Here is a 22665-nt window from a genome sequence, read left to right on the forward strand (position 1 = left end):
ACCACCCACCGCTCGGACAACCATCGCTCAGGGGGGCGGTGGAGGACCAGAGTTGCAAAGGGTTGCAGGATTACCCGAACCGGGCCTCGCGGGACGCTTCCGAACGGCACGATGGGCACCGACACTCCGGACATCTGCCCCGTGCAGAACCGATGCAGCACCCCGGGTGGCTGGGAGAGACCGATGAATAACACGCAGCTCGACATGAGGCGCCTCGCCGCCATGGACGCAGCGCAGGCCACCCGGCTGCTCCGCCGGGTGCGCGAGGAGACCCTCGCGGGCCGACGGCCGCCGATCGCTCCCCGCCCCGTCATCGACGCGTCCTGGCAGCGGATGGCCCGCCTCGGCCTCGACCCCGACCAGGGCACGAGCAGCGTGCTGCTCCAGCGGGACGAGCTGGAGCAGCGACGCAGGGGCACCCTCCTGGCCGAGGTCATGCGGACGCTCACCGGCGGGCTCGCCGGGATCGCCGACACCTCGCTCCAGATCATGGTGGTGACCGACGAGCACGGCCGGGTGCTGTGGCGACAGGGGAACCTCTCGGTGCTGCGGAAGGCCAACGGCATCTGCCTGGAGGAGGGCGCCGCCTGGACCGAGCACACCACCGGCACCAACGCGGTCGGTACGGCGCTCGCCATGGGCCGGGCCGTCCAGGTGCACTCGGCCGAGCACTACGTGCAGGCCCTCCACAACTGGACCTGCGCCGCCGCCCCCGTGTACGACCCGCGCGACCGGCGGCTGCTCGGCATCCTGGACGTGAGCGGTCCCGCGTCGACCTTCCATCCGGCGATGCTGGCGCTGGTCGGTTCGGTGGCCCAGCTCGCGGAGGCCGAGATGCGGGAGCGGCACCGCGGTTCGGTCGAGCGGCTGCGGGCGGTGGCCGCGCCGATCCTGTGCCGGGTGGGCGGCCGTGCGGTCGCCGTGGACGGCCACGGGTGGACGGCGGCGGTGACCGGGCTCGCGCCGGTGGACCGGATCCCGCTGCCGAAGTCCTTCCGGGCCGGCCGGGTGTGGCTGCCCTCGCTCGGTGTGTGCGCGGTGGAGCCGCTGCCCGGCGGCTGGCTGTTGCGGGTGGAGGAGGAGACCCGGCCGGAGGCCCCGGACACGGAGGCGGCGAGCCGCGTGGTCCTGGACCTGAGCCGACCGCGCCGCTGGACGGTGGCCGTCTCGGGGGCGGCGGGCAGCTGGCAGCAGGAGCTGAGCCCCCGGCACGCGGAGCTGCTGTACGTGCTCGCGCTGCACCGGGACGGGCGGACGGCGGCGGAGCTGGCGGACGACGTGTTCGGGGACCGCACGCGGACGGTGACCGTACGGGCGGAGATGTCGCGGGTACGCCGGAACCTGGCCGGGGTCCTCGCGCACCGCCCGTACCGCTTCCGGGAGGAGGTGGCGGTGGAGGTGCTGCGCCCGGAACTCGCGGCGGACCTGCTGCCCCACTCGCTGGCACCGGCGGTGCGGGCGGGGGTGTAGGTCGCCGGCGGGTGCGGGCCCGGGGCCCCTTCCCGCAGAGGGGCCTCCCCCCGCCCGCCGAGGGACGAGCCCGTACGTCCACATTCCGGACACTCGGGCCCGGTCACCGAACCCAGGTCGCCGTGCCGCGCGGGCTCATGATGCGATGACCCCATGAGCATCACTCTCACCACGTGGTCCCTCGAGCAGACCGCGCCGTCCGACCTGCGCCCCTCCCCCGTCCCGGAGGGCGGCGACATCACCGTGACGCGGGCCGAGGTCCCGTCGCCGGAGTACAGCCGCTACCTCTATACGGCGGTCGGCGGCGACATCCGCTGGAACGACCGCCTGCCCCTGACGTACAAGCAGTGGCAGGAGATCGTGGAGAAGCCGGGCACGGAGACCTGGGTGGCGTACGAGAAGGGGACGCCGGCCGGTTACGTGGAGCTGGCGGCCCAGGCCGACGGCGTGGTGGAGATCGCCTACTTCGGCCTGATCCCGGCCTTCCGGGGGCGCCGGATCGGCGGCCATCTGCTCTCGTACGGCGTCGCGCGGGCCTGGGACCTGGCCGACCGCTGGCCCGGGCGCGAGGAGACGAAGCGCGTCTGGGTGCACACCTGCTCCCTCGACGGCCCGCACGCGATGGCCAACTACGAGCGGCGGGGCTTCCGGCTCTTCGACACCAAGGTCGAGGAGGCCGAGGAGTCGGAGACCCCCGGCCCCTGGCCCGGCGCCCACGCCTGACAGCTCCGGCCGGCACCACACCCGACAGCGCTGGTCAGCACCCTCACGCACACCCGAAGGGGCCCTCATCAGGGCCCCTTTCGCATGACCCATAACACGCCATCTCGCCAAGCGAGACGACTATGTCCGCATCCTGGACGATGCTGGACTGGGTCCAAAGTCCCGTGACACGCTTCCGTCATGTCTGGAACTGGAATTGCCTTGGTGAGTCGGCGGCACGTCGACCTCGGCCGCATGTCCAGCGCCATCTGTCCGGCGCGCTGAGAGAACCAGCACCGCCGCGATTCCTTTTCAGTACGACTCTGCCCCGCCCTGCTGCGCACTGACGCGCCACCCTCTGACCTGAGCGCGAGTGTGCAGGTCAGAGCCGCCCTCTCGCAGTCCCGAAGGACAAGACGCCATGGCCGCCACCCCGGAAGACCCCACCCCAGCCGCCGCACGCCGCAAGACCGGGCGCCACCGTGGCGAGGGTCAGTGGGCCGTGGGGCACTTCACCCCTCTGAACGGCAATGAGCAGTTCAAGAAGGACGACGACGGTCTCAATGTACGGACACGTATTGAGACGGTCTACTCGAAGCAGGGTTTCGACTCCATCGACCCCAACGACCTGCGCGGACGCATGCGCTGGTGGGGCCTCTACACCCAGCGCAAGCAGGGTCTGGACGGCACCAAGACGGGTGTCCTGGAGCCGGAGGAGCTGGACGACGAGTACTTCATGCTCCGCGTCCGCATCGACGGTGGCCGGCTGACCACCGACCAGCTCCGCGTGATCGGCGAGATCTCCGAGGAGTTCGCCCGGGGAACCGCCGACATCACGGACCGCCAGAACGTCCAGTACCACTGGATCCGCATCGAGGACGTCCCCGAGATCTGGAACCGCCTGGAGGCGGTCGGCCTGTCCACCACCGAGGCCTGCGGTGACACCCCGCGTGTCATCCTCGGCTCCCCGGTGGCCGGCATCGCCGCCGACGAGATCATCGACGGCACCTCCGCCATCGACGAGATCCAGCGTCGGATCGTGGGCAACAAGGACTTCTCCAACCTGCCCCGCAAGTTCAAGTCCGCGGTCTCCGGCTCGCCGCAGCTCGACGTGGCGCACGAGATCAACGACATCGCCTTCGTCGGCGTGCACCACCCGGAACACGGCCCCGGCTTCGACGTCTGGGTCGGCGGCGGTCTCTCCACCAACCCCAAGCTCGGTGTACGCCTGGGCACTTGGGTCTCGCTCGACGAGGTCCCGGACGTCTACGAGGGCGTCATCTCGATCTTCCGCGACTACGGCTACCGCCGGCTGCGCAACCGCGCCCGCCTGAAGTTCCTCGTCGCCGACTGGGGCCCGGAGAAGTTCCGCCGGGTCCTGGAGGACGAGTACCTTCAGCGCAAGCTGACGGACGGCCCCGCTCCCGAGCAGCCCGCGGGCCAGTGGCGCGACCACATGGGCGTGCACCGGCAGAACGACGGCCGGTTCTACATCGGCTTCGCCCCACGCGTGGGCCGGGTCGACGGCGCCACCCTCACCAAGATCGCCGGCCTGGCCGAGCAGCACGGCTCCGGCCGGCTGCGCACCACCGCGGACCAGAAGATGATCCTCCTCGACGTCGAGGAGGCCCAGATCGAATCGGCGGTCGCCGCGCTGGAGGCCCTCGATCTGCGGGTGAACCCGACCCCGTTCCGGCGCGGCACGATGGCCTGCACCGGCATCGAGTTCTGCAAGCTCGCGATCGTCGAGACCAAGGCCCGCGGCGCCTCGCTCATCGACGAACTGGAGCGCCGCATCCCGGAGTTCGACGAGCCGCTGACGATCAACATCAACGGCTGCCCGAACGCCTGCGCCCGCATCCAGGTCGCGGACATCGGCCTCAAGGGCCAGCTGGTCCTGGACGACGAGGGCAACCGCGTCGAGGGCTACCAGGTCCACCTGGGCGGCGCCCTCGGCCTGGAGGCCGGCTTCGGCCGCAAGGTCCGCGGCCTCAAGGTCACCGCGACCGAGCTGCCGGACTACGTGGAGCGGGTCCTCAAGCGCTTCCAGGCGGAGCGCGAGGACGGCGAGCGCTTCGCGACCTGGACGGCCCGCGCCTCGGAGGAGTCCCTCTCATGAGCGAGCGCGCCGCACCGTTCCACTGCCCCTACTGCGGCGACGAGGACCTGCGTCCCAACGAGCAGGGCCACGGCGCCTGGGAATGCGCCGCGTGCAGCCGAGCCTTCCAGCTGAAGTTCCTGGGGCTCCTCGCCCCGAAGACTTCGGGCAACACCCCTGGGAGGGAGGAGATATGACGATCGCTCAGGACACCACCGCGGCCGACCTCAAGGCACTCGCCGAGCAGGCCGGCCGCGACCTGGAGGACGCCTCCGCACTGGAGATACTCCGCTGGGCCGTGGACACCTTCGGCGAGGACTTCTGCGTCACCTCCTCCATGGAGGACGCGGTCGTCGCCCACCTCGCCTCCCGGGTCCGGCCCGGCGTGGACGTCGTCTTCCTCGACACGGGCTACCACTTCGAGGAGACCATCGGCACCCGCGACGCCGTGGACGCCGTGATGGACGTCAACGTCATCACCCTGACCCCGCGTCGGACGGTGGCCGAGCAGGACGCCGAGCACGGTCCGAAGCTGCACGACCGCGACCCCGACCTGTGCTGCGCGCTGCGCAAGGTCAAGCCGCTCGAAGAGGGCCTGACCCGGTACCGCGCCTGGGCGACCGGCCTGCGCCGCGACGAGTCCCCGACCCGGGCGAACACCCCGGTCGTCGGCTGGGACGAGAAGCGGCGGAAGGTCAAGGTCTCCCCCATCGCCCGCTGGACACAGGACGACGTCGACGCCTACGTCACCGAACACGGTGTCCTCACCAACCCGCTCCTCATGGACGGGTACGCCTCCGTCGGCTGCGCCCCCTGCACCCGCCGCGTCCTGGAGGGCGAGGACGCCCGCGCCGGGCGCTGGGCGGGACGGGCCAAGACCGAGTGCGGACTGCACGGATGACGGACACTCAGGAAGTTCAGGAGAAGCACGTGACGGGTGCCACCATCTGGCTCACCGGCCTGCCGAGCGCCGGCAAGACCACCATCGCGTACGAGCTGGCAGGACGCCTCCGCGAGGAGGGCAACCGGGTCGAGGTCCTCGACGGCGACGAGATCCGCGAGTTCCTCTCCGCGGGCCTCGGCTTCACCCGCGAGGACCGGCACACCAACGTGCAGCGCATCGGCTTCGTCGCGGAGCTGCTCGCCTCCAACGGCGTGAAGGTCCTCGTCCCCGTCATCGCGCCGTACGAGGACAGCCGCGAGGCGGTCCGCAAGCGCCACGCCGCGGAGGGCACCCCGTACGTCGAGGTGCACGTCGCCACCCCGGTGGACGTGTGCTCCGTCCGCGATGTGAAGGGGCTGTACGCCAAGCAGGCCGCGGGCGAGATCAGCGGGCTGACCGGCGTCGACGACCCGTACGACGAGCCGCGCAACCCCGATCTCCGGATCGAGTCCCACACCCAGACCGTGCAGGAGTCGGCAGCGACGCTCCACGCGCTGCTCACCGAGAGGGGTCTCGCATGACGACCGTCGCTCATGTTCACGACAGCACGGACAGCCCGTTCGCGCTGTCGCACCTCGACTCCCTGGAGTCCGAGGCCGTCCACATCTTCCGTGAGGTGGCGGGCGAGTTCGAGCGGCCGGTGATCCTCTTCTCCGGCGGCAAGGACTCCATCGTCATGCTGCACCTGGCGCTGAAGGCCTTCGCCCCGGCGCCGGTCCCCTTCACGCTGCTGCACGTCGACACCGGTCACAACTTCCCCGAGGTCCTGGAGTACCGCGACCGCGTCGTCGCCAAGCACGGGCTGCGGCTGCACGTCGCCTCCGTGCAGGAGTACATCGACGCCGGCAAGCTCCGCGAGCGCCCCGACGGCACCCGCAACCCGCTGCAGACCGTCCCGCTCACCGAGGCGATCCAGCAGCACCGCTTCGACGCCGTCTTCGGCGGCGGTCGCCGCGACGAGGAGAAGGCCCGCGCCAAGGAGCGGGTGTTCTCGCTGCGTGACGAGTTCTCGCAGTGGGACCCGCGCCGCCAGCGCCCCGAGCTGTGGCAGCTCTACAACGGCCGCCACGCCCCGGGCGAGCACGTCCGGGTCTTCCCGCTCTCCAACTGGACCGAGCTGGACGTCTGGCAGTACATCCAGCGCGAGAAGATCGAGCTCCCGCAGATCTACTTCGCCCACGAGCGCGAGGTGTTCGCCCGCAGCGGCATGTGGCTGACGGCCGGCGAGTGGGGCGGCCCCAAGGAGTCCGAGACGACGCAGAAGCGGGTGGTCCGCTACCGCACCGTCGGCGACATGTCCTGCACCGGGGCAGTCGACTCCGACGCCGCCACGCTCGACGCCGTCATCGCCGAGATCGCCGCCTCCCGGCTCACCGAGCGGGGCGCGACCCGCGCCGACGACAAGATGTCCGAGGCCGCGATGGAAGACCGCAAGCGCGAAGGGTACTTCTAATGAGCACGTCCACCGAGCAGCTGTCCGACCAGCTGGCGGCCACCACCCTGCTGCGTTTCGCCACCGCCGGTTCCGTCGACGACGGCAAGTCCACCCTGGTGGGCCGGCTGCTGCACGACTCCAAGTCGGTCCTCGCGGACCAGCTGGAGGCCGTGGAGCACGCCTCGCGCTCCCGCGGCCAGGAGGCGCCCGACCTGGCGCTCCTCACCGACGGACTGCGGGCCGAGCGCGAGCAGGGCATCACCATCGACGTGGCGTACCGCTACTTCGCGACGCCGCGCCGCCGGTTCATCCTCGCCGACACCCCCGGGCACGTGCAGTACACCCGGAACATGGTGACGGGCGCGTCCACCGCCGAGCTGGCCGTGGTCCTGGTCGACGCCCGCAACGGCGTCGTCGAGCAGACCCGCAGGCACGCCGCCGTCGCCGCGCTGCTCCGCGTCCCGCACGTGGTCCTGGCCGTGAACAAGATGGACCTGGTCGACTACCGGGAGCCCGTCTTCGCCGCCATCGCGGAGGAGTTCACGGCGTACGCCTCCGAGCTCGGCGTCCCCGGCTGGGGGTCTGGGGGGAACCCCCAGGAGAACTGGTGCACCGCGATCCCGATCTCGGCGCTGGCCGGCGACAACGTCGTGGAGCCGTCCGCCCACATGGACTGGTACGGCGGCCCGACGGTCCTGGAGCACCTGGAGACCGTCCCGGTCAGCCACGACCTGACGGCCTGCCACGCGCGCTTCCCGGTGCAGTACGTGATCCGCCCGCAGACCGCCGAGCACCCCGACTACCGGGGCTACGCCGGCCAGATCGCGGCCGGTGCCTTCCGGGTCGGCGAGCGGATCACCGTCCTGCCCTCGGGGAAGACCTCCACGGTCACCGGGATCGACGCGCTCGGCGAGTCCGTGGACATCGCCTGGGCCCCGCAGTCGGTCACCATCCGGCTCGCCGACGACATCGACATCTCGCGCGGCGACCTGCTCGCGCCGGTCGGTGACGCCCCGGCGACCACGCAGGACATCGAGGCGACCGTCTGCCACGTGGCGGACCGGGCGCTCTCCGTCGGCCAGCGGGTGCTGCTCAAGCACACCACCCGCACGGTCAAGGCGATCGTCAAGGAGATCCCCTCGCGGCTGACCCTGGACGACCTCTCCCAGCACCCGAACCCGGGTCAGCTGGTCACCAACGACATCGGCCGGGTCGTGGTGCGCACGGCCGAGCCGCTCGCGCTCGACGCGTACGCGGACTCGCGCCGTACCGGTTCGTTCCTGCTGATCGACCCGGCGGACGGCACCACGCTGGCGGCGGGCATGGCGGGCGAGTCCTTCGCCACGGGCAAGGCCGTGGCCGCGGTGGACGAGGAAGAAGGGTGGGACTTCTGACATGAGCGAGAACGTCTACGCCACCTTCGCGAAGGAGGGCGGCCGGGTGGGCTCCGGTGCCCTCGGTGCGGGCATGGGAGGCGTCGCGCGATGTGCGTGCTGACCTCGACGCGCCGCCTGTGCGGCGCGACCCCGCTCCACCCCGAACGACATAGACGCAGACTTCGAAAACGCTGAATCGAGGGGAAGACCTCCCGTGCCTGCCACCACCCGTACCACCCTGCGCCGCGGCCTCGCCGCCGCCGCTCTGCCGCTGCTGATCGGCGCGCTCGCCTCCTGCGGCTACGGCTCCGAGGCCAAGACCGACGAGAAGAAGGTGGCCGCCGAGGGCGAGAAGCTCTCCGCCGACACCGTACGGCTCGGGTACTTCCCCAACCTCACGCACGCCACCGCCCTGGTGGGCGACCAGGAGGGCCTCCTCCAGAAGGAGCTGGGCGGCACCAGGCTGGTGCCCACCACCTTCAACGCCGGCCCCTCCGAGATCGAGGCGCTCAACGCCGGCTCGATCGACATCGGCTTCATCGGCCCCTCGCCGTCCATCAACGGCTACGTGAAGACCAAGGGCACCAACCTCCGCATCGTCGGCGGCGCCGCCTCCGGCGGTGTGAAGCTCGTGGTGAACCCGGCGAAGATCAAGACCGTGGACGACCTCAAGGGCAAGCGCATCGCCACCCCGCAGCTCGGCAACACCCAGGACGTGGCCTTCCTCAACTGGATCTCCGAGAAGGGCTGGAAGGTCGACGCCCAGAGCGGCAAGGGCGACGTCTCGGTGGTCCGCACGGACAACAAGGTCACCCCGAACGCCTACGCCTCCGGTGCCATCGACGGCGCCTGGGTGCCGGAGCCGACCGCGTCGAAGCTGGTCAGCGACGGGGCGAAGGTGCTGATCAACGAGTCCGACATCTGGCCGGACAAGAAGTTCGTGATCACGAACATCATCGTGTCGCAGAAGTTCCTGACCGCCCACCCGGACGTCGTCGAGGCCTTCCTGCGCGGCGCGGTGAAGACCAACGCGTGGATCAACGCCAACCCGGACAAGGCGAAGGCCTCGGCCAACGCCAAGCTCAAGGACCTGTCGGGCAAGGCGCTGGGCGCGAAGGTCATCGACGCCGCGTGGCCGTCCATCCAGTTCACCGACGACCCGCTGGCCGCCACGCTCCAGGCGCAGGCCGACCACGCGGTGAAGGCCGGTCTGCTGGAGAAGCCCGAACTGAGCGGCATCTACGACCTCGAACCGCTCAACAAGGTCCTCAAGGCCGCAGGGCAGCCCGAGGTCCCCGACGCCGGTCTCGGCGTGAAGTAGTTCCCGAGTAACCGGCGTCAGACACCCGTGCAGCAGCCCGAGTTCAGCTTCACCAGGAGGTGACGACCATGGCCACGACCGCGACGCTCGCCAAGGCCGAGGACCGTGCGGCGGTATCCCATGCCGCCCGCATCGAGCACGTCTCCAAGTCCTTCGGCGGACCCGCCGGCGGGCAGCTCGTCCTCGACGACATCTCGCTCGATGTCGCCCCGGGCGAGTTCGTCACCCTCCTGGGCGCCTCGGGCTGCGGCAAGTCCACGCTGCTCAACCTGGTCGCCGGGCTCGACCGGCCGTCCGCGGGGTCCATCGAGACCCCCGGCGGCCGGCCGGCCCTGATGTTCCAGGAGCACGCCCTCTTCCCGTGGCTCACCGCGGGCAAGAACATCGAACTGGCCCTGCGGCTGCGCGGGGTGCCCAAGACCGAGCGGCGCTCCGAGGCCGAGCGGCTGCTCGAACTCGTCCGGCTGAGCGGCTCGTACGGCAAGCGCGTCCACGAGCTGTCCGGCGGCATGCGCCAGCGGGTCGCGCTGGCCCGCGCGCTCGCCCAGGACAGTGACCTGCTCCTGATGGACGAGCCGTTCGCCGCGCTCGACGCCATCACCCGGGACGTGCTGCACGACGAACTGACCCGGATCTGGCGGGAGACGAAGCTGTCGGTGCTCTTCGTCACCCACAACGTGCGCGAGGCCGTGCGGCTGGCCGAGCGCGTCGTCCTCCTCTCGTCCCGGCCGGGCCGGATCGCCCACGAGTGGACCATCGACATCCCTCAGCCGCGCCGCATCGAGGACTCCGCCGTCGCGGAGCTGTCCCTCGAGATCACCGAGCACCTGCGTGGGGAGATCCGCCGTCATGGCCAGCACTGAAACCAGCCCGAGGGCCCCGAAGGCACGGAAGGCGGACGACCTCGCCGGGCTCGAAGCCGGCCTGGACGCGCTCGACACCGTGCAGATCCGGCGGACCCCGGTCCGTGAGGTCCTGCTCAAGAAGGTGTTCCCGCCGGTCTTCGCCGTCGTGCTCGTCCTCGTGGTGTGGCAGCTGCTCGTCACGGCGAAGGTCACCGACGAGTACAAGCTGCCCGCGCCGTCCGCGGTGTGGGACAGCCTGACCACGATGTGGCTGGAGGGCACCCTCCTCGACGTGCTGTGGACCAGTGTGTCGCGGGCCCTCCTCGGATTCCTGATGGCCCTCGCGATCGGCACCCCGCTCGGACTCCTGGTCTCCCGGGTGAAGTTCGTCCGGGCGGCGCTCGGCCCGATCCTCTCGGGTCTCCAGTCGCTGCCCTCCGTGGCCTGGGTGGCGCCGGCCGTCCTCTGGCTCGGCCTCAACGACAGCATGATGTTCGCGGTGATCCTGCTGGGCGCCGTCCCGTCGATCGCCAACGGTCTCGTCGCCGGTGTCGACCAGGTCCCGCCGCTCTTCCTGCGGGCCGGGCAGACGCTCGGCGCGACCGGCCTCAAGGGCGCCTGGTACATCGTGATGCCGGCCGCGCTGCCGGGCTATCTGGCCGGGCTCAAGCAGGGCTGGGCGTTCTCGTGGCGGTCGCTGATGGCGGCGGAGATCATCGCCTCCTCCCCCGACCTGGGCCTCGGCCTCGGCCAGCTCCTGGAGAACGGCCGCAACAACATCGACATGGCCGGCATCTTCCTGGCGATCATCCTGATCCTGGTCGTCGGCATCGCCATCGACCTGCTGATCTTCAGCCCGCTGGAGCGCGCCGTGCTGCGCCGCCGCGGTCTGCTGGCGCAGAGCTGAGCCCGACCGTGAACCGACCGGCCCTCCTCGTCATCGCCCACGGCAGCCGCGACCCGCGGCACGCGGCGACCGTCCAGGTGCTCGTGCGCCGCGCCGGTGCGCTGCGGCCGGGGCTGCGGGCGGAGACGGCGTTCCTGGACTTCAACCTGCCGTCGGTGCCGGGGGTCCTCGACCGGCTCGCGGCCGACGGGGTGCGGGAGGTCGTGGCCCTGCCGCTCCTCCTCACCCGCGCCTTCCACGCGAAGGCCGACATCCCCGCCGTCCTGCGCCAGGCGCCCCCGTCCCTGGACATCCGCCAGGCGGAGGTCCTCGGCCCCTCGCCGCTGCTGATCGCGGCGGTGGAACGGCGGCTGTACGGGGCCGGGCTCACACCCGGCGACAAGAGCACCACCGGGGTCGTCCTGGCCTCGGCGGGCTCCACCGACCCGGAGGCGATCGCGGTGATCGCAGAAACGGCGCGGGAGCTGCGGCGCACCGGTTGGTGCTCCGTGCGGCCCGCGTTCGCCTCCGCATCCCTTCCCCGTACGGAGGAGGCCGTACGGGCCCTGCGTACGGAACCGGGCGTCCGGCGGGTGGCCGTCGCCCCCTACGTGATCGCCCCCGGCCGCCTCCCGGACCGCATCGCGGCGGGCGCGGCCGGGGCGGACGTGCTGGCGGACGTCCTCGGCGCCTCCCCGGAACTGGCCCGGCTCCTGGTGGCCCGCTACGACGGGGCGCTCGCGGCGCGCGAGCCGGTCGCGCGGACGGCCTAGCCGGTCAGCCCTTCGGGTTCCGGCCGCTGACCGCGAGGGCGCGGGCGAAGGCCGGGGCGTCGTCGGGTACGTCGACGACGTCGGCGAAGCCCTCGTACTGGCGGTAGATCCCGGCGTTCTCCTCCGTGACACCGAGCACGAAGACCGCCGTGTCCTCGGGGACGTCGAAGTCCTGTCCCGTGGAGCGGGCCAGGTCCCAGCCGTGCAGGGCGAGTTCGAGGACGAGCATCGAGGCGATGGCGGTGGCCGGCATGCCGGCGGAGCCGAGGTCGATCTCGCCCTCCCAGGCCTCGGGCCGTTCCCAGGCGGCGAGAGCCCGGCCGAGCTGGGCGTCGTACGCGGCGGCCCAGTCGTTCTCGGTGACGAAGGAGCGCTTGACGGTCTCCTCGGGCAGCTCGGTGCGCAGGGCCCGGTGTTCGAGGCCGTGCGCGGTGTAGAGGACGAGGTGGTCGGCGAGCTCGCCGACCGTCCAGCCCGAGCAGACGGACGGTGCGGCGAGCTGGTCGGCGGTGACCGCGCGGGCGACGCGGCTCGCTTCGGCGGCGCAGACGGTGAGGTGGCTGTGGATCTCGTTCATGCCCTCGACGCTACCCAGCGGCCGGCCGCGGGTCTTGAACTTTCGCGACAGCGGCCGGGCGGACGGGCGGACGGCCGTCAGGAGGAAGCACCAGGAAGAGGAAGCCCTCGATCGCGCTGCGGTCGGTGTTCCAGAAGGTGGTGGCGCCGCCGCTCGGGGTTCCGGCGGGTGTGGTGGCCCGTTACGGGTCGGTGGCAGGGCCGCCGCACTTACGTTCCCTCAGCCGAAGTCGAGGCCGCCGGTGCGGGTGCGCTTGAGCTCGAAGAGGTCCGGGTGGCCGGCGAGGACACGGAAGCTGTCGAAGAGTTCGGCGGCCCGTTCGCCGCGCGGGACGGCCCGCAGGACGGGGCCGAACCAGACGGTGCCGTCGACGTGGAGGGTCGGGGTGCCCACGTATCCCTCGGCCTCGGGCTCCTTGCCGGCGTCGTGGCTGCGGCGGACGGCCTCGTCGTACGACGGGTCGTGGGCCGCCGCGGCGAGTTCGGCGGGCAGGCCGAGTTCGGCGAGCGACTCGGCGACGACGGCGTCGAAGTCCTGCTGCTTCCGCTCGTGGATGCGGGTGCCGTACGCGGTGTAGAGCGGGCGCAGGATCTCCTCGCCGTGCTGTTCGGCGGCGGCCACCGCGACCCGGACGGGGCCGATGGACGCGTCGACGAGTTCGCGGTACCAGTCGGGCAGAGTGTTGCCCTCGTTGTGGAAGTACAGGCTCATGACCTTGAAGCGGAGGTCGATGTCCCGGTGGCCTTCGACCTCCAGCATCCACCGGGAGGTGATCCAGGCGAAGGGGCAGGCGGGGTCGAAGTAGAAGTCGACGACGGGGCGGGACGGGGTCTGCGGCTGGTTCTGGTTCTGCGGCTGGATCTCGGTGCTCGTCATGGCACTGAATCTAGCCAGTGGATGGCCCGGACATCCGGGCCATTCGCCACCGATTCGACTGGGCCACTTCGGGGTCAGCCCTCCCGTGTCATCTCGATGAGCTTGAGCACGGTGTTCCAGTTCCTGGCGGTGGTGACGAGCCCCTTCATGACGGACGGGCGGGAGATCACCGGGGCCAGCCTGGACGTCCCGAGGCCGTCGGGGACGTAGAGGTAGAGCACGCGGTCCCCGAGGGCGAAGTCCTCGGGGAGGTAGGCCACGCGGTCGATCGCGGCGAAGCGCTCGGGGGTGACGGGCCCGGAGCAGTAGAAGGCGTGGAGTTCCCTGCCCTTCACCTCGGCGGCCGGGAAGGGGCAGGCCTCGGCGACGGCGGTGAGGTAGTCGCCGTCGCGGACGAGACAGTCGACGCGGAAGCCGAAGTGGTCCTCGATCGCGTCCTCCAGCGCCGCCGCGAGCGCGTCCTCGTCCTCGTCCTCGCCGGAGTCGGTGGTGAAGACGGCGTTCCCGCTCTGGAGGTGGGTGCGGACGCCCGTGTGCCCGAGGCCCTCGATGAGGACCCGGAGCTCCGCCATGGGGACCTTCCGGTGTCCGCTCACGTTGATGCCGCGGAGCAGGGCGGCGTAGGTCTTCGGCTTCGTCTTCGTCATGGGGCAAATCTAAGGGCCACCGCGCCTCGTGGGGGGCGGCGCGGTGGCCGGTTCGAACACTGTCCGATGGAGGGGGCGCGGAGAAGACCCTTCACCCATCTGTGACTTATTCAACAAGGCTTCGTAATGACGAATCCGTCATCTGCGCTGATAGCGGGCGAGGACCCGGTTGCCGTCCTCGACCAGGCGTCTGCGCAGCTCGGCGGTGTCGATGGCGCCGCTGTAGTACTCCTGGAAGGCGGGGGTCGCGACCTTGTCCTTCCACTCCGGGTAGCCGCGCACCGACTGCGCGGGCGCCGGACTGAGCCTTTCGGCCACGGCCGCGCCGGTCGCCCAGCCGTCCCGGGCGGTGTGCAGGGAGGGATCCGCGAGCGCGGCCGTACCGGTGGGCAGCATCCAGTCGCCGCGTGCGAGCCGCACCATGTTCCCGGGGCGCAGGAAGAAGTCGAGGAAGGCGGCGGCCTCCTTCTTGTGCGGGCTGCTCTCGGCGATCGACAGGGTCTGCGGGGAGACGCCCTGGGTGAGTCCGGTGCTCCCGGCGGGGGCGGGCAGCACCGTCCACTCGAAGCCCTCGGGCGCCTGCTGGGCGATCTGCTGCCGGTAGGCGAAGCCGAGCGGGACCATGGCGTACTTGCCGGCGAAGAGGCCGGGCAGGGTGTCGGAGCCGCCGCTGCCGAGGGTGGTGCGCGGGGCGGTGCGGTCCGTGACGACCTGGTCGTGGACGGTGCCGGGGACGACGGCGTCGGCCTCGGTGAAGCGGACGGTCACGCGGCCGTCGGCCTCCCGGTGGAAGAGGCGCCCGCCTGCGGAGAGCCCGAGGTTGAGGCTGACGGAGACGGGTTCCTTGAGGGGCCAGGCGACGGCGTATCTGCCGGGTCCCATGCTCCGGGTGAGGTCCTGGGTGATCTGCCGGAACTCGGTCCAGCTCCAGGGCTTCTCCGGGGTGGGGACGCGGACGCCGGAGGATTCCAGGATCTTCCGGTTGGCGATGATCACGCGGGGTTCCTGGAGGAACGGGACGCCGTAGACGCCCTCGCCGAAGGTGGTGGTCTCCCAGCCGCGGGCGGGGATGTCGGCGCGGAGCCGGGCCGAGAGCAGCGGGCGGAGGTCGGCGAGGTCGCCGCCGTACGCGAAGTCGGCGAGGTCGTCGGAGGCGTCGTGGATGATGTCGGGCGCCTCGCCGCCCTCGAAGGAGGTGAGGAGCTGGTCGTGGACGGAGTCCCAGCTGCCCTGGACGTAGTCGACCTGGATGTCGGGGTGGGTGGCGTTCCACTCCTTCACCAGTTCGCGGTTGGCGTCGACGGACTCCTGCTGCCAGGCGAGGGACTGGAAGCGGAGCCGTACGACACCGTCGCCGGGTCGCTCGCTGCCGGTGGTGCAGCCGGTGAGGAGCAGGGCGAGCGCGGCGACGCAGGTCAGGAGCGGTCGTCTCATGACTTCACCGCCCCGGCCAGCATGCCGCCGGTGATCCGCCGCTGGAGGAGGGCGAAGACGAGGAGGGACGGCAGGGTGGCGAGGAAGGCCGCGGCGGCGAGCGGGCCGAGGTCGGCGACGCCCTCGGCGCCGAGGAAGTGGGTGAGGACGACCGGCAGGGTCTGCTTCTCGGGGGTCTTGAGGAGCACGAGCGCGAAGAAGAACTCGTTCCAGGCGGTGACGAAGGCGAACAGCGCGGTGGCGACGATGCCGGGGACGAGCAGCGGCGCGGTGACCGAGACGAGGGTACGGAGCCGGCCCGCGCCGTCGACGGCGGCGGCCTCCTCCAGCTCGGCGGGGACGGCCCGGACGTATCCCATGAGCATCCAGAGGGCGAAGGGCAGCGACCAGACCACGTACACCAGGACGAGTCCTGGCCCGCTGTTGATCAGGTGCAGGTTCTTGAGGATCAGGAAGAGCGGGATGATCACCAGGACGAAGGGAAAGGCCTGGCTGATCACCACCCAGCCGGTGGCGGCCGACGCGAGCCTGCCCCGGTGGCGGGCCGTCACATAGGCGAGCGGGGTCGCGACGGCCACCGCGATCAGGGCGGCGGCGACCGCGGCGACCAGGCTGTTCGCGGCGGCCCTGAGCAGCGGCTGTTCGCCGAAGGCCTGCCGGAAGTTGTCGAGCGTGGGGTCCTTCGGGATCCAGGTGGGGTGGAGCGAGGCCAGCTCGGGCGCCGGTTTGAAAGCGGTGGAGATCAGCCAGAGGAACGGGAAGGCGAGGAAGACCAGGTACGCGAGGAGGGCCAGGTACTGACCCGCCCGCGCGGGTCCGCTCGTCCGGAGGGCGCTCACCGGTCCTGGTCCCCTTTCAGCCGTCGTACGAGGGAGAGGGCGATGAGCACCGAGACGGCGGCGACCATCACACAGCCCATCGCGGCGGCGTAGCCGAACTGCCCGTAGCGGAAGGCCTCTTCGTAGGCGAAGAGCATGGGGAGCCGGGTCCGGCCGCCGGGTCCGCCGTTGGTCAGGACGTAGACCAGGGCGAAGGAGTTGAAGTTCCAGATGAGGTTGAGGGCGGTGATGGCGAGGGCCACGGGTCTGAGCGCGGGCCAGGTGACGGCTCGGAAGCGGCGCCAGGCTCCGGCACCGTCGAGGGCGGCGGCCTCGTGGAGCTCGCGCGGGGTGTTCTGGAGTCCGGCGAGCAGCGCGACGGTGGTCTGCGGCATCCCGGCCCAGACGCCGACGAGGATGACGGCGGGGAGGGCGGTGGCGAGCCCGGAGAGCCAGTCGTGGCCCTCGCCGAGGCCCAGGTCGCGGAGGGTCTCGTTGAGGATGCCCGCGTCGGGGTTGTAGACGAGCCGCCACATGATGCCGACGACGACCTCGGGCATCGCCCAGGGGACGATGGCGAGGGCCCGTGCCAGCCAGCGGAAGCGGAGGTTCTGGTTGAGCAGGAGGGCGAGGCCGAGCCCCAGGAGGAACTGGGGGACGGTGACGCCGACAGCCCAGACCACCCCGATGCGGAACGAGTCCCAGAAAAGGGTGTCGTGCAGCAGGTCCTGGAAGTTGAGGGTGCCGACCCAGCGGGTGGTCTGGGTGCGGCCGGACTGGGCGTCGGTGAAGGCGAGCGCGATGCCGTAGAGCAGCGGGCCGACGCTGAGCACCAGGATGGGGAGCAGCGCGGGGAGCACCAGGAACCAGGCGCCGAGGTCGGGGCCGCGTGGGCGTCCTCCGTCGGCGGCGCGCGGTGCCCTCGTCCTGTCCGGCCGCTTCGTCGCGGTCATCGAACTCACCGATCCGACCCCCGTCCGCCCTCCCCCGGGCTCCGTCAGGGAGGACCCGTGACCGCCGTGGGAATCCCGCCATGGTCCTGACGGACCGTGGGGCCGTCAAGGCGGCCTCCGCGGTGAGCTGCGCGGATGGGAGACTTTGGCTCAAACGCACAGGTGAGGGAGAGGTCGATGGACGAGGCGCGGGCGCGGGAGATCCTGGCGGCGGCGGGGCTGCCGGTGGCGGAGGCGCGGCTGCTGGCCCTCGGTGAGAACGCGGTCTTCGCCGTGGGGGATCTCGCCGTCAAGGTGGGCCGGGACGCCGAGCTGTTCGAGCGGGCCGAGCGGGAGCTGGCGCTCGCCGGCTGGCTCGCCGAGGCGGGTGTGCCGGCCGTCCGGGCCGCCGAGGAGAAGCCCCGTTCGGTCGACGGCCGTCCGGTCACTCTCTGGCACCGGCTGCCCGAGGCGGTGCGGCCGACGGAGCCCCGTGATCTGGCCCCGCTGCTCCGCGCGGTGCACGCGCTGCCCGAGCCGGCCGGCTTCACCCTGCCCCGGCGTGAACTGCTCGGCGGGGTCGAGCGGTGGCTGCGGCTCGCGGGCGACGCGATCGACCCGGCGGACGCGGCCTTCCTGCGGGAGCGGCGCGATTCCTTCGCCCCGGCGGCGGCGGCGCTGACCCCGCACCTGGCGCCGGGCCCGATCCACGGTGACGCCCTCCCCCGGAACGTCCACGTCGGCCCGGACGGCCCGGTCCTGGTGGACCTGGAGACCTTCTCGTCCGATCTGCGCGAGCACGACCTCGTGGTGCTCGCGCTCTCCCGGGACCGGTACGGCCTGGACCCGGTGGCGTACGAGGCGTTCACGGAGGCGTACGGCTGGGACGTGCGCGCGTGGGAGGGGTGCGCGGTGCTGCGCGGGGCGCGGGAGACCGCGAGCTGCGCGTGGGTGGCGCAGCACGCGCCGTCGAACCCGAAGGCGCTGGCCGAGTTCGAGCGGCGGGTGGCCTCGCTGCGGGACGGCGACGCCGAGGTGCGCTGGTACCCGTTCTGACATCATGACCCCGTCGAACCGGCCGGTGGCGAACGGGGTGTTGAAGATGCGGATGGAGCTTTCGGGCGTCACGCTGGACGTCGAGGTGAGCGGTGAGGGTCCGGCGGTTCTGCTGGTGCACGGTTTTCCGGACTCGCACCACCTGTGGCACCACCAGGTCGCCGCGCTCACGACGGCGGGCTACCGGTGCGTGGCCCCCACGCTGCGGGGCTTCGGTGCCTCGGACCGTCCCGAGGGCGGCCCGGAGGCGTACCACCCGGCGAAGCACGTCGGCGACCTGGTCGAACTCCTGGCGCGGCTCGACCTGGACCGGGTCCATGTGGTGGGCCACGACTGGGGTTCGGGCATCGCGCAGGGCCTGACCCAGTTCTTCCCGGACCGGGTGCGGAGCCTGAGCATCCTGTCCGTGGGGCATCTGGGGGCGATCCGGTCCGCGGGCTGGGAGCAGCGGCAGCGGTCCTGGTACATGCTGCTGTTCCAGCTGGCCGGGCTGGCCGAGGACTGGCTCGCGCGGGACGACTTCGCGGGCCTGCGGGACATGCTGGGCGAGCACCCGCACGCGGAGTCCCTGATCGAGGGGCTGCGGGCGCCCGGCGCGCTGACGGCCGCGCTGAACATCTACCGGGCGGGCATCCCGGCGGAGGTCCAGTTCGGCCCGGAGGCCCCGGCGGTGCCGTTGCCCGAGTCGGTGCCGGTGATGGGTGTGTGGTCGACCGGCGACCGTTTCCTCACCGAGCGCTCGATGTCCGGGACGGCGGAGTACGTGGCGGGCGACTGGCGTTACGAGCGGGTCGAGGACGCGGGCCACTGGCTCCAGCTGGACCAGCCGGAGAAGGTGAACGAACTGCTGCTCTCCTTCCTCAAGGAGAAGGGCTAACCCGCCACCGCGACCACCGGGCCGCGCAGGGGCCACGTGGGGTCGACGACCGCTTCCGTGTCGCCCTTGCGGCGCAGGAAGTCCTGGAAGTTCTCGGCCCAGGCGCGGTACCAGCCGATCTGCCGCTCGTGGAGTCCGGCCGGGTCGAGCTCGGCGACCTCGCGGTGCCGCTCGGCTATCGCGACGGCGACCCGGACGGCGGCCAGCGCGTCGGCGGCGGCCTGGTGGGCGGCTTCGAGCACGACGCCGTACTCCCCGCAGACCGCTTCCAGGGTCCGCTTGCCGCGCCGGTAGCGGTCGACGGCCCGGTCGATGGTGTACGGGTCGAGGACGGGTCCGACGGGCACGCCGCCGAGCCGCTCGCTCAGCGAGGGCAGCCCGTGGCGGCGCAGCTCGGCGGAGAGCAGTGTCAGGTCGAAGGAGGCGTTGTACGCGACGACCGGGACGCCGTCCTCCCAGTACGCGGCGAGGGTCCGCGCGATCTCGTCGGCGACCTCCCGGACCGGCCGGCCCTCGGCTGCCGCGCGCTCGGTGCTGATGCCGTGGATCGCTGAGGCCTGTTCCGGGATGCGGATGCCCGGGTCGGCGAGCCAGTCCCGCCGGTGTGCGATGTGTCCCCCGCCGTCGACCTCGATGATCGAGGCCGTCACGATGCGGGCCTCAAGCGGTTCGGTGCCGGTCGTCTCCAGGTCGAAGCCGACCAGCGTCTCGCCGTGCCAAGCCATCGGGTCCTCCTTACGTGATCTCCCCCGTGGTGTTGACCACCCTCGCACGCACCACTGACAACGCCCCCGGCTGCCCCCGTCCGGGGGTCAGGAGACGGGCCGGGAGTCGAGCCAGACGGACTCGAATTCCTCCCGGTACGTCTCGAAGAGTCCGTGATCGCCGTCACGTGCGCCCTGGCCGTGGCGGACCACGTTCCGGCCGCCGCCGCGCAGCACCAGGACCGGCGCCTCCATGCCCCTGGCCCGGCGCAGATAGGACTGCACGACGCCGACGCCGTCCGGGCCGTCGCCGTCCACCAGGTAGGCGGTGAAGCGGGGGGTCTCGTCGAAGACGTGGATCTGGAAGGCGCCCGGGTCGCGCAGCTTGGAACGGACCCTGCGCATGTGCAGGATGTTCATCTCGACCGAGCGGCTCAGCTCGCCCTTCTTCAGGCCCAGTTCCCGTTCGCGGCGCTTGACCGCGCTGCTGGCGGGGTTGAGGAAGAGGAGGCGGGTCCGGCAGCCGGACTCCGCGAGCCGGACCATCCGGCGGCCGGAGAAGTTCTGCACGAGCAGATTGAGACCTATGCCGGTGGCGTCGAGGCGGCGGGCGCCGCCGAAGAGGTCCTCGGCGGGCAGCTGCCGCTGGAGCCGGACCCGGTCGGGGTGGACGGAGACGACGTCCGCGTACCGGTCGCCCACGAGGTCCTCGACCGCGTCCACGGGCAGCCGGTCGGCGGACGGCACCCCGGCGCCGCTGCCGAGGATCTCCAGGATGCGGGCGGAGGCCCGTTCGGACTGGGCGAGCACGGTCAGCGAGAGGGCCCGGTTGCGGGAGACGACGTTGCGCGTGACCTCCAGCTCGTCGAGGGCGAGCTCGACCTCGCGCCGGTCGTCGAAGTAGGGCTCGAAGCAGGGCCAGTGCTGCACCATCAGCTCCCGCAGCTGCGGGAGGGTGAGGAAGCTGAGGACGTTGTCGTCGGCGGGGTCGAGGAGGTAGCCCTTGCGGCGGGAGACCTCGCGGACGGCGACGGCCCGCTGGACCCATTCCTGGCCGGCCGGGCCGGCCGCGGCCACCACCCATTCCTCGCCGTGCACGGGCTCGTACACGGGCCGCAGGACGGCGGCGACCACGGCGCGGAGCCGCTGCTCGACGAGGTTCAGCCAGATGTAGGCCCGCCCGGCGCGCTGGGCGCGGGTGCGGACCTCGCTCCAGGCCTCGGCGTCCCACTCGATCTCGGCCCCTATCTCCACGGGCCGGGCGACGGTGACCGTGCCGGGCGGCACGGCGCCCGGCGGGGTGGCCGTGCCGGGCGACGCCGAGGCCTCCGCGGGCTCGGCCGGCCCCCCCTCGTGACCCGAATCACCTGGGGGCAGCTCCAGACCTCCCGAGCTCACCCGCGCACCGCCTTCTGCTCCTGGACGCCCGTGTCGACCGGTCCGACAACGATCAAGGAAGGGTACTCCGCGAGCGGGAGGCGGTGCAGCAGGATCGTCAGGCTCCTTCCTCAACTCCCCAGATCGGGCTGGCCGTTCTGGGAGGCGAGATCGGGGGGAGTGAGCGGATTCATAGCGGTTACGTCCCTGGGCGCGAGCTGGAAGCCCTGCCAGTGGACCGGCATGGGCTGCTGGTCCTCGTCCCGGGCGATGTGATGGAACCCGATGTTGACCCAGACGGACGGTTTGGTCAGAGTCTCACCGTTGACCCATTTGTCCACGCTGTCACCGGCGTTGGACGGGCAGCCGCCGATGTTGTTGCTGGCGAACTTCTCACAGGCGCGGGCCTGCGTGAAGTACACGTCGTGCTTGGTGAAGCCCCGCCCGGCGTGGGTGTCGGTGTGGCCGGGCACGATCTCGTACGAGCGGGCGTGGCCGTCGGCGTTCTTGCCGGTGCCGCTGACCACCCGCCACCAGCGCATGTTCCTGGCGTCCCCGGCCAGCTCCTTGGTGACGACGGTCCGCTTGGTCTTCACGGTCGGTCCGCCGCCGCCCGCGGGGGGCGCGGTGACGATGGAGTCGAACTGCTCGATCCGGTCCTTGGTGGAGCCGTCGAGGCCGAAGTCGAGCTTCCAGAACACGTTGTGGGCGTGGCTGGTGGCGTAGGCGCGGGCGCCCTTGCCCAGCGGCCAGCCGCGGCCGTCGGTGGCGTCGTAGTCGACGGGCGAGAGGCTGCCGGTGGCTCCGACGTTGGCGCCGATGGTGCCGTCGGCGGAGAAGCGCCACTCGGAGATGTACTCGTACCAGCCGACCTTGTTCACGGTGTAAACGAGCAGGTCCTTGGCCTGGGCCTGGTAGACCTTGGAGCCGTTGTCGCTGGCCATGCGGTAGGCGTGCCCGCGCGCCCTGGTCGTGGTGCACAGGCCCTTGACCTGGCCGATCTCGGGCACCTTGATGGTGGTGAGGGTGCCGCCGGGGCACTCGGCCGGCTTGAGGTTCTGCAGGCCCCAGCCGAAGCCCGCGCCGGTGAGGTCGTCGTACTCGGCGACGCCGTCGTCGTACGGCACGTGGATCTGGGCGAGCCTCGCACTGGCGAGGACCTTGACGGGCGCGGTGGCGCCGGGCGGCTGGAAGGTGACCTGGCCGAGCGTGAGGCCGGCGTCGGTGTCGTAGCGCCAGCACATGTTCCAGACGGTGCCGCCGTCGAGCTTCTGGGTGATGCGGTAGGCGGTGGAGCAGTCGGCCGACGGCGGGACGGGCGCGCGCGTCGGGGACGGCGGCCGGGGTGCGGCGGTGGCCCCGGTCGCCGGTGCGGTGGCGGCCGTGGCGGTGCCGAGCAGGACGGCCGCGGCCAGGACGGCGCCGCGCCGGCGGGCCCGGTTCGGCTCGTGGGCCCGGTCCCGTCGGCGGGCCGGGTTGCGCTGGTGGGACATGGGAACGTACTCCCTCGTACGAGTT

Annotated in this window: 24 protein-coding genes; 15 read left to right on the forward strand and 9 right to left on the reverse strand. The window is 71.7% G+C overall.

Going from position 1 to position 22665, the window contains the following annotated elements; genetic code table 11:
* Window positions 1–183 precede the first annotated feature (183 nt).
* The 13 genes from ABT154_RS11890 to ABT154_RS11950 all read left to right on the forward strand — a co-directional run bounded on the left by ABT154_RS11890 (window position 184) and on the right by ABT154_RS11950 (window position 11849).
* On the forward strand, window positions 184–1470 hold the full coding sequence (locus ABT154_RS11890; RefSeq protein ID WP_351856044.1) for a GAF domain-containing protein: 1287 nt from the start codon (window positions 184–186) through the stop codon (window positions 1468–1470).
* 153 nt (window positions 1471–1623) lie between these two features.
* Window positions 1624–2193, forward strand: coding sequence for a GNAT family N-acetyltransferase (locus ABT154_RS11895; RefSeq protein WP_351856047.1), 570 nt, complete (start codon window positions 1624–1626; stop codon window positions 2191–2193).
* 180 nt (window positions 2194–2373) lie between these two features.
* Entirely contained in the window at window positions 2374–2457 is an 84-nt protein-coding gene (locus ABT154_RS11900) for a putative leader peptide (protein WP_310591794.1), read from the forward strand.
* Window positions 2458–2593: 136 nt separating this feature from the next.
* Window positions 2594–4291 carry a nitrite/sulfite reductase gene (locus ABT154_RS11905; protein ID WP_351856050.1) on the forward strand — a complete coding sequence of 566 codons (1698 nt, stop codon included), beginning with the start codon at window positions 2594–2596 and terminating at the stop codon, window positions 4289–4291.
* The gene (locus tag ABT154_RS11910; protein WP_351856053.1) at window positions 4288–4467 is read left to right on the forward strand and encodes a hypothetical protein; all 180 of its coding nucleotides are present in this window, start codon (window positions 4288–4290) and stop codon (window positions 4465–4467) included. Before ABT154_RS11905 ends, ABT154_RS11910 begins: the two co-directional genes overlap by 4 nt.
* Complete coding sequence (locus tag ABT154_RS11915) at window positions 4464–5171, forward strand: phosphoadenylyl-sulfate reductase (RefSeq protein ID WP_317874761.1); 708 nt, start codon at window positions 4464–4466, stop codon at window positions 5169–5171. Before ABT154_RS11910 ends, ABT154_RS11915 begins: the two co-directional genes overlap by 4 nt.
* A complete protein-coding gene (cysC, locus tag ABT154_RS11920) occupies window positions 5168–5734 on the forward strand; it encodes an adenylyl-sulfate kinase (protein WP_351856056.1) in 567 nt (188 codons plus the stop codon). Before ABT154_RS11915 ends, cysC begins: the two co-directional genes overlap by 4 nt.
* Window positions 5731–6666 (forward strand): sulfate adenylyltransferase subunit CysD, encoded by a 936-nt coding sequence (gene cysD, locus ABT154_RS11925; protein ID WP_351856059.1) that lies wholly within the window; start codon window positions 5731–5733, stop codon window positions 6664–6666. Before cysC ends, cysD begins: the two co-directional genes overlap by 4 nt.
* Complete coding sequence (locus ABT154_RS11930) at window positions 6666–8042, forward strand: sulfate adenylyltransferase subunit 1 (protein WP_351856061.1); 1377 nt, start codon at window positions 6666–6668, stop codon at window positions 8040–8042. The genes cysD and ABT154_RS11930 overlap by 1 nt, the downstream gene beginning before the upstream one ends.
* Before the next feature lie 196 nt (window positions 8043–8238).
* Entirely contained in the window at window positions 8239–9345 is a 1107-nt protein-coding gene (locus ABT154_RS11935; protein ID WP_351856063.1) for an aliphatic sulfonate ABC transporter substrate-binding protein, read from the forward strand.
* Between the two features lie 68 nt (window positions 9346–9413).
* On the forward strand, window positions 9414–10208 hold the full coding sequence (locus ABT154_RS11940) for an ABC transporter ATP-binding protein (RefSeq protein ID WP_351856066.1): 795 nt from the start codon (window positions 9414–9416) through the stop codon (window positions 10206–10208).
* Window positions 10195–11097: an ABC transporter permease gene (locus tag ABT154_RS11945; RefSeq protein ID WP_351856069.1), complete on the forward strand. Its 903-nt coding sequence runs from the start codon at window positions 10195–10197 to the stop codon at window positions 11095–11097. The genes ABT154_RS11940 and ABT154_RS11945 overlap by 14 nt, the downstream gene beginning before the upstream one ends.
* An 8-nt stretch (window positions 11098–11105) precedes the next feature.
* On the forward strand, window positions 11106–11849 hold the full coding sequence (locus tag ABT154_RS11950; RefSeq protein ID WP_351856072.1) for a sirohydrochlorin chelatase: 744 nt from the start codon (window positions 11106–11108) through the stop codon (window positions 11847–11849).
* A gap of 4 nt (window positions 11850–11853) precedes the next feature.
* Here the strand turns inward: ABT154_RS11950 and ABT154_RS11955 are convergent, their stop codons facing one another.
* The 6 genes from ABT154_RS11955 to ABT154_RS11980 all read right to left on the reverse strand — a co-directional run bounded on the left by ABT154_RS11955 (window position 11854) and on the right by ABT154_RS11980 (window position 17154).
* Entirely contained in the window at window positions 11854–12426 is a 573-nt protein-coding gene (locus ABT154_RS11955; protein WP_351856074.1) for a TIGR03086 family metal-binding protein, read from the reverse strand.
* 219 nt (window positions 12427–12645) lie between these two features.
* Entirely contained in the window at window positions 12646–13302 is a 657-nt protein-coding gene (locus ABT154_RS11960) for a mycothiol-dependent nitroreductase Rv2466c family protein (RefSeq protein WP_351856077.1), read from the reverse strand.
* A gap of 74 nt (window positions 13303–13376) precedes the next feature.
* Window positions 13377–13949 (reverse strand): DUF1697 domain-containing protein, encoded by a 573-nt coding sequence (locus ABT154_RS11965; protein WP_351856080.1) that lies wholly within the window; start codon window positions 13947–13949, stop codon window positions 13377–13379.
* 138 nt (window positions 13950–14087) lie between these two features.
* Window positions 14088–15383 (reverse strand): ABC transporter substrate-binding protein, encoded by a 1296-nt coding sequence (locus ABT154_RS11970; RefSeq protein WP_351856083.1) that lies wholly within the window; start codon window positions 15381–15383, stop codon window positions 14088–14090.
* Window positions 15380–16222, reverse strand: a complete 843-nt coding sequence (locus ABT154_RS11975) for a carbohydrate ABC transporter permease (protein ID WP_351856086.1) — start codon at window positions 16220–16222, stop codon at window positions 15380–15382. Before ABT154_RS11975 ends, ABT154_RS11970 begins: the two co-directional genes overlap by 4 nt.
* Window positions 16219–17154: a carbohydrate ABC transporter permease gene (locus tag ABT154_RS11980; protein WP_351856089.1), complete on the reverse strand. Its 936-nt coding sequence runs from the start codon at window positions 17152–17154 to the stop codon at window positions 16219–16221. Before ABT154_RS11980 ends, ABT154_RS11975 begins: the two co-directional genes overlap by 4 nt.
* Window positions 17155–17331: 177 nt before the next feature.
* Between ABT154_RS11980 and ABT154_RS11985 the strand changes: the two genes are divergently transcribed.
* Both ABT154_RS11985 and ABT154_RS11990 read left to right on the forward strand, forming a co-directional pair.
* Entirely contained in the window at window positions 17332–18189 is an 858-nt protein-coding gene (locus ABT154_RS11985) for a phosphotransferase enzyme family protein (RefSeq protein ID WP_351856092.1), read from the forward strand.
* 46 nt (window positions 18190–18235) lie between these two features.
* On the forward strand, window positions 18236–19066 hold the full coding sequence (locus tag ABT154_RS11990; RefSeq protein WP_351856095.1) for an alpha/beta fold hydrolase: 831 nt from the start codon (window positions 18236–18238) through the stop codon (window positions 19064–19066).
* Here the strand turns inward: ABT154_RS11990 and ABT154_RS11995 are convergent.
* The 3 genes from ABT154_RS11995 to ABT154_RS12005 all read right to left on the reverse strand — a co-directional run bounded on the left by ABT154_RS11995 (window position 19063) and on the right by ABT154_RS12005 (window position 22640).
* Window positions 19063–19791: a 3'-5' exonuclease gene (locus ABT154_RS11995; RefSeq protein ID WP_351856097.1), complete on the reverse strand. Its 729-nt coding sequence runs from the start codon at window positions 19789–19791 to the stop codon at window positions 19063–19065. The genes ABT154_RS11990 and ABT154_RS11995 overlap by 4 nt on opposite strands.
* A gap of 87 nt (window positions 19792–19878) precedes the next feature.
* Window positions 19879–21168: a DUF5919 domain-containing protein gene (locus ABT154_RS12000; RefSeq protein WP_351856099.1), complete on the reverse strand. Its 1290-nt coding sequence runs from the start codon at window positions 21166–21168 to the stop codon at window positions 19879–19881.
* A 110-nt stretch (window positions 21169–21278) separates the two neighbouring features.
* Window positions 21279–22640 (reverse strand): copper amine oxidase, encoded by a 1362-nt coding sequence (locus tag ABT154_RS12005; protein WP_351856101.1) that lies wholly within the window; start codon window positions 22638–22640, stop codon window positions 21279–21281.
* Between the last annotated feature and the right edge of the window lie 25 nt (window positions 22641–22665).

Source organism: Streptomyces sp. NPDC001728, assembly GCF_040297565.1.
Taxonomy (GTDB): domain Bacteria; phylum Actinomycetota; class Actinomycetes; order Streptomycetales; family Streptomycetaceae; genus Streptomyces.

Excerpts from the sequence above, each read along its gene's own strand:
- ABT154_RS11890 (WP_351856044.1), top strand. The coding sequence starts at position 184 with ATGAATAACACGCAGCTCGACATGAGGCGCCTCGCCGCCATGGACGCA.
- ABT154_RS11895 (WP_351856047.1), top strand. The coding sequence starts at position 1,624 with ATGAGCATCACTCTCACCACGTGGTCCCTCGAGCAGACCGCGCCGTCC.
- ABT154_RS11900 (WP_310591794.1), top strand. The coding sequence starts at position 2,374 with ATGTCTGGAACTGGAATTGCCTTGGTGAGTCGGCGGCACGTCGACCTC.
- ABT154_RS11905 (WP_351856050.1), top strand. The coding sequence starts at position 2,594 with ATGGCCGCCACCCCGGAAGACCCCACCCCAGCCGCCGCACGCCGCAAG.
- ABT154_RS11910 (WP_351856053.1), top strand. The coding sequence starts at position 4,288 with ATGAGCGAGCGCGCCGCACCGTTCCACTGCCCCTACTGCGGCGACGAG.
- ABT154_RS11915 (WP_317874761.1), top strand. The coding sequence starts at position 4,464 with ATGACGATCGCTCAGGACACCACCGCGGCCGACCTCAAGGCACTCGCC.
- cysC (WP_351856056.1), top strand. The coding sequence starts at position 5,168 with ATGACGGACACTCAGGAAGTTCAGGAGAAGCACGTGACGGGTGCCACC.
- cysD (WP_351856059.1), top strand. The coding sequence starts at position 5,731 with ATGACGACCGTCGCTCATGTTCACGACAGCACGGACAGCCCGTTCGCG.
- ABT154_RS11930 (WP_351856061.1), top strand. The coding sequence starts at position 6,666 with ATGAGCACGTCCACCGAGCAGCTGTCCGACCAGCTGGCGGCCACCACC.
- ABT154_RS11940 (WP_351856066.1), top strand. The coding sequence starts at position 9,414 with ATGGCCACGACCGCGACGCTCGCCAAGGCCGAGGACCGTGCGGCGGTA.
- ABT154_RS11945 (WP_351856069.1), top strand. The coding sequence starts at position 10,195 with ATGGCCAGCACTGAAACCAGCCCGAGGGCCCCGAAGGCACGGAAGGCG.
- ABT154_RS11955 (WP_351856074.1), bottom strand. The coding sequence starts at position 12,426 with ATGAACGAGATCCACAGCCACCTCACCGTCTGCGCCGCCGAAGCGAGC.
- ABT154_RS11960 (WP_351856077.1), bottom strand. The coding sequence starts at position 13,302 with ATGACGAGCACCGAGATCCAGCCGCAGAACCAGAACCAGCCGCAGACC.
- ABT154_RS11965 (WP_351856080.1), bottom strand. The coding sequence starts at position 13,949 with ATGACGAAGACGAAGCCGAAGACCTACGCCGCCCTGCTCCGCGGCATC.
- ABT154_RS11970 (WP_351856083.1), bottom strand. The coding sequence starts at position 15,383 with ATGAGACGACCGCTCCTGACCTGCGTCGCCGCGCTCGCCCTGCTCCTC.
- ABT154_RS11980 (WP_351856089.1), bottom strand. The coding sequence starts at position 17,154 with ATGACCGCGACGAAGCGGCCGGACAGGACGAGGGCACCGCGCGCCGCC.
- ABT154_RS11985 (WP_351856092.1), top strand. The coding sequence starts at position 17,332 with ATGGACGAGGCGCGGGCGCGGGAGATCCTGGCGGCGGCGGGGCTGCCG.
- ABT154_RS11990 (WP_351856095.1), top strand. The coding sequence starts at position 18,236 with ATGCGGATGGAGCTTTCGGGCGTCACGCTGGACGTCGAGGTGAGCGGT.
- ABT154_RS11995 (WP_351856097.1), bottom strand. The coding sequence starts at position 19,791 with ATGGCTTGGCACGGCGAGACGCTGGTCGGCTTCGACCTGGAGACGACC.
- ABT154_RS12005 (WP_351856101.1), bottom strand. The coding sequence starts at position 22,640 with ATGTCCCACCAGCGCAACCCGGCCCGCCGACGGGACCGGGCCCACGAG.